At 38.1% G+C, this 5,972-nt stretch carries 2 protein-coding genes; both read left to right on the top strand.

Annotation, left to right across the window (positions count from 1 at the left end; all coding sequences use genetic code 11):
- Positions 1-182 precede the first annotated feature (182 nt).
- Positions 183-3,803, top strand: a complete 3,621-nt coding sequence (locus IQ228_RS19085) for a hybrid sensor histidine kinase/response regulator (protein ID WP_193963952.1) — start codon at positions 183-185, stop codon at positions 3,801-3,803.
- Positions 3,804-4,588: 785 nt separating this feature from the next.
- Entirely contained in the window at positions 4,589-5,938 is a 1,350-nt protein-coding gene (locus IQ228_RS19080; RefSeq protein WP_027400785.1) for a PrsW family glutamic-type intramembrane protease, read from the top strand.
- Positions 5,939-5,972 lie beyond the last annotated feature (34 nt).

Below are 5,972 nucleotides of genomic sequence, written 5' to 3'. Positions count from 1 at the left end.
TGTATAAGAGACAGGAGTTGGGGGAGTGGGGGAGAAATTTCTTTCTTCCTCCTGAACTCGTTAACTTCTGAACTCGTGAACTTCTGATAGCGCAGAGTGGGGGTAGCCATACGCCTGAATGGGCGCAGGCCCTGCGCCCCTACCTGCTGAACTCCTCGATTTAAAATCAAAAATCAAAAATTATGATTACAGATCAAGCAATTCGTGAACAAGGCTATGCCTATTTTTTGGGCGAAGCACCGGAATTATTGCAAACTATTGAACAGGATTTATATACTTTAGTTGAAAATTCTAGCACAGCTAAAATACATAATCTAATGCGGGCAACCCATACAATTAAGGGTGGGGCAGCAAATGTTGGACTCGATACCATCATGACAATTGCCCATTCTTTAGAAGATATATTTAAGGCTTTATATAATCCTAATGTTGTTATTGATAGTGAATTACAAACTTTACTTATTGAAGGTTATGAATGTCTACAATTAGCAGTGACGGCAGAAGTTACTAGCAGTAACATCAATGCTGATGAACTTTTGAACCGAGCTACTACAGTATTTATTCAAATCCAAGAAAAGTTAGGTGATGCTTTCGGAGCAGAAACTCATGTGCCGACATCGGAAGAGTTAGGATTTGATATTGTTAAATCTATTTTTGAAGTAGGAGTAAAACAACGTCTAGATATTCTGAATCAGGCTCTTACTAATCCACCAGATAATACTGAATTTTGTGAAATACTCCACTCTCAAAGTGAAGTATTTATTGGCTTGGCAGAATCTTTGAATCTACCAGGATTGGAAAAATTGGCACGCACAATTATGGCGGTTTTAGATGCAAATCCCCAAAAGGTGCGAGAAATTGCTAAAATCGCTTTCACTGATTTAAAAGCAGCACAAATAGCTGTTTTAGGGGGCGATCGCACTTCTGGAGGTTCAGTATCTTTAGAATTACAAGCGCTGGTAAATACGACAAATGATGATTTATTTCCTGCAATCACAACCAGTTCTTTGGCAACAATCCCAAAATCTGAGTCATATCTGGCATCTATTCACCAATCTTTTGCTGATACATTTTTTAATAATACAACAGAATTTTATCACTTTTTAATTACTCTTAGCAATGGGAATAATCAACCTTTAAAACCAGTTCACGCCAAGGTTTATTTAAAAACTATTCGCTATATTTTTGGCTGGTTTAATCAATACAGAGAAATACCAGAATCAGAATTAAATCTATCTTTATTAATTCCTTCATCTAGTCAGAAATATCCCGTCAATTATTTAGAACATTGGCTAGAACAATTTCTTTACTTTATAGAAAAAGTAGGGGATAGCAAATCTCTATGTCTCCATCGTCGTGGTGTAATTTTAATTATTCTTTTAGCCATTGCTAAATTCCAATATACTGTTAAGCAAAATAATAGTGCTATTCCCATTATCAAAAAATTAAGGCGGCAAATTCGTGAATTAGGCAAAGAATATAAAAATTATCCACAAGTCACAGAAGCCGAAAAAAACTGGCTAGATCATCCTAAATTACAAGATTTGCTAGTAATCAAAGAAATAGTTCCTTCCTCATTACTCGAAGAAAATAATAGCCTTCTGGAATCAATATGGGGAGGAGAATCTATTTTAGAGCCAGATAATATACTCGCAATGCCAATCATAGAAACAACAGAAGGCGTTCAAAATGATATTTATTTAGAAAGTGTGACATCAGCAGCAGTTAGTGAAGAAGTAGTCACAAACTATGATACAAAAATTAATCAGCAATTAGAAGAAAAAACTACTGATGCAGTTAATAGAAACTCTCGACAATCTTCCTTTGTCCGTGTGGATGTGGAAGGACTACAACGCCTGAATTATATAACAGGTGAATTACTAATTTCTCAAAAAAGACGGACTTTATATGATGACCAAGTTATAGAATTAATTGATAGATTAAGTCAGCAACTTCACCAACACCAATTAACTTTATATCAATTACGAGATTTGCCATTACAAGGAAATAATGTCTCATCTCATCATACCCAGTCCCTGAGTTCAGTAAATTTTGATTCCTTAGAAATGGATGTATATTCAGAGTTTCAGTTAACACTGCATTCAGCAATGGAAGAAACCTTGCAAATACAAGAAACTTCCGAATCCCTAGAATTACTGATGAAACAAGCTGCTCAAATTGGGGAGAAACAACAAACCTTAACCTTAAATATTATAGATAACTTGGTAGAAGCGAGAATGTTACCTTTAGGAACTATCCTCAGTCGCTTTCCGCAAATGGTGCAGAATCTAGCCAATGTTTATGGAAAACAGGTAGAATTAAAACTGACTGGTACAGATGTTCTAGTTGATAAAGCGATCGCCGAAAAACTCTATGATCCCCTTTTGCAACTAGCACGCAACTCTTTTGATCATGGGATTGAATCTCCAGAAATTCGCCGAGAAAGAGGCAAATCACCACAGGGTATCATTGAGATTTTTGCCTATAATCAAGGTAGTCAAACTGTTATTGAAATCCATGATGATGGACAAGGATTAAACTTAGAAAAAGTTCGTAGCAGAGCCATAGAACTTAATCTAATTCCCCATGATAATAGTGGAGATTATGTTCATCGCCTCAGCGAATCTGAATTAATAGAGATGATGTTTGCTCCGGGATTTTCTACAGCCGGGAAAGTTAGTGAAATCTCTGGACGCGGGATGGGTTTAGACATTGTTCGTACCCAAATACAATTACTTAACGGCTCAATTTCCGTGCAATCATCACCTCAGCAGGGAACAACATTTATTCTTAAAATTCCTTTCTCTATGACTACAGATAAACTCATGTTAGTTCAAGCAGGTGGTGTTATTTACGCTTTACTACAAGATGGTATTGAAAAAATAGTTATTCCCTCTGCTCAACAAATCAAAGAATTTGAAGGCAAACAGTTTTTACATTGGCGGACAGATGAAGATGAATTGATGGTCAATATCCAAAAACTAGCAGGGTTAATGTACTATAATGGCGCAGTTTTGAGTACAAATAATCTGCAAAATTTCCCAGATAATTCAGAAGCAGGAATGGTGAAAAATCCCATCATTTTATTGCGTCGTCATCATGGTATGGTAGGCATAGAAGTTGATCAAATTATTGGAGAACAAGAATTAGTAATTAGGCCGTTAGGAAGTTCCATTACCCCACCAAAATATGTTTATGGTTGCAGTAGTTTGGCTAATGGTAACTTGATCTTAATTATTGATGGGACGCTGCTTATTGATACTAAAGAAATGCAAGCTACATTGGATGTCATGTCGCTCCCGATGGCACCCGCAGCAAATCAACAAGCTTTACCAGAGATAGTTGCCACTCATACCCAAAAACAGTTAACTGCTAATGTATCAGGAAATAGCCAATCACCAAAAGTAATTTTAGTGGTAGATGATGCTATTAGTCTGCGGCAAACTCTCTGTCTCACTTTACAAAAATCAGGATATCAAGTATTACAAGCTCAAAATGGTATGGAGGCTTTAGAACAACTACATCTACATCCAGAAATTGAAGTAATTATCTCTGATTTAGAAATGCCAAGAATGAACGGATTTGAATTATTAAGCCATATCCGTCAAAACCCAGATTTTGCTAAAAAACCAGTTATTGTTCTCACCTCTCGTAGCGCAGATAAACATCGTCAGTTAGCTTATGAATTGGGGGCAAATTCTTATTTAACTAAGCCTTACTTGGAGCATGAATTTCTCGCTACCGTTGAGATTTTAGCTTTCCCGACAGAAGCCCCACGTCTCACTCTTAGGAGCGGGGGATGAATGGATTTAAGATTATTTATCAGTTTGCTTAATTCTAAGTTCGGTTGGTATTGGAATAAGCGAAAAATTAGTTCCCTCCCCAAAGCATCGGGGAGGTTTAGGGTGGGGTAAGTAATTGGACAAAAATATTTACAGCCCATATTCCGCACTTCACAATGTAGTATCCACCTTTTCAAGAATTATTCCTAATAAGGGTTAAATTGTTCAATATTAATACCTAAAATGATGGATAAAATATGTGTTTTATTGAACGATAAAAAATTAAATTATGGAAATATTCGCGTATTACAAAATGAAGTGCGGAAAGTGGGTTACAGTCATTGCGAGCGAAGGGAAGCAATCACAACACTGGCATCGCTTCATTTCACTTCGTTCCATATGGCTAACGCCACGCTTACGCTATGACATTGTGTAATTAATTCTGTCTCACTACTTAATTTGAGGAATCATGGTGATTCGATAACTTGTGTGTACACCGTAACCGCTTAGGAGAGGGAAAAGGAATAACATTTAATACTGGAGAGGTTTGCAGGGAGGTTTGTTTATACATTGATATTACTGATAACTTCTTCTAAATCCTCCTGATAGCGCAGCCTGGCGTTAGCCTAATGGTATAGAGAATTTTCTGCAATTTTGTATTTTGAATAAGGATAACAGCTAGTGAAGCTATGGTATATTTAGGGGTGGTGCAGCCCTGAATATGGCTAAAATTAGGTCTACTACTATAAAATCTGATAGGGTATGGCATAAGCCGGAGAATTTGTTTAGACACACTCACTAACTCGATGACAGGCAAAAACGCAAGACAGAATGCATTTCTGCGGTTGGTGTCCAGTAAGGTCGAAGTTTCCGAGTCAGCATCTCGCTACTTGTTGCTTCCTGGTAAAGAAATGGTAATTGGACGTGACCCCATCTGCCAAATTGTCTTGGATGCTGTAATATACCGAATGGTATCTCGTCGTCATGCGGTAGTTCGTCCCGTTTCTTTAACGACCTATAGCGGCTATAGCTGGGTAATTTGTGATTTAAATAGTGCCAATGGCACTTTTTTAAATGGAGAACCCTTGAAAGGATGTCAAGAATTACATTTAGGCGATCGCATTTCCCTGGGTGCTGATGGACCACAATTTATTTTTGAGTACGAAGTTGTTGCTCAAAAAACAATGATCAATGTCAGTAAAGCGACAGTATTATCATCTGTTAATTATCAACATCTGTCATCAAAGCAAGATTCTGTAAGCTTCACACAATTATTTCCTATTATCTCTACTGGTAAGGATCTCACTCGCAAAGCCTACCTGATTCCAGGAATCTTAACAGTAGTTTTCGTGGTATTAATGTTTGCTACGGTAGGTCATCCCCAAGCCAATCAAGTAATTGTGGGATCTTACATCGCTTTTGCTGCTTACTATTTTGTTTATCAATTGTGTGGTAAATCTAAGCCTTGGTGGGTACTCGTGGCTACGGCACTGAGTACAATCTTAATTTTACTGAGTCCTCTCTTAGATTTATTTATCAAAGTCTTCCGAGATATCTTACCTGGGACGTTGGATGCGACATCTCCAGATGGAATTACCTTCACCGAATTATTAGTACGGATGTTTTTTGGTGCAGGGTTAATGGAGGAACTCCTGAAAATACTACCAGTATTAGGAGCATATTGGGTTGGCAAGTCCCTCCGATCACCCTGGCGAGAACGGATTGGGGTTTGGGAACCGCTGGATGGTATTCTCCTGGGTACAGCTTCCGCTGTGGGGTTTACTTTACTAGAAACTCTTGGTCAATATGTACCCTTAATTTCCCAAAATTCTGGTCAATCAGTCGGTTTACAGCTACTTATTCCCCGCATTTTAGGTTCTGTGTCCGGACACATGGCTTACAGTGGGTATTTAGGCTATTTTGTGGGTTTGGCTGTGTTAAAACCCCTGAAAGGCAAGCAAATCCTCACGGTGGGTTATTTGAGCGCTTCTGCACTCCACGCTTTATGGAATGCGACGGGTTCTATTAATGCTTTGTTTTTGGTAGTAGTTGGTGTTTTATCTTATGCCTTTCTAATGGCGGCAATTCTCAAAGCACGGGTATTGTCACCTACAAGATCAGAGAACTTTGCTACTCGGTTTCTTGATCCAAAGTAAGTAAGAGGTAGGGAGTGGGGGAGTGGGGGGAGTG

The organism is Dolichospermum sp. LEGE 00246 (assembly GCF_015207865.1).
Lineage (GTDB): Bacteria > Cyanobacteriota > Cyanobacteriia > Cyanobacteriales > Nostocaceae > Dolichospermum > Dolichospermum heterosporum.
Note: the sequence above shows the minus strand (reverse complement) of the source record. Positions and strands in the feature narration are given on the sequence as shown.

Coding starts and splice junctions, on each gene's coding strand:
- IQ228_RS19080 (WP_027400785.1), top strand. CDS start 4,589: ATGACAGGCAAAAACGCAAGACAGAATGCATTTCTGCGGTTGGTGTCC.
- IQ228_RS19085 (WP_193963952.1), top strand. CDS start 183: ATGATTACAGATCAAGCAATTCGTGAACAAGGCTATGCCTATTTTTTG.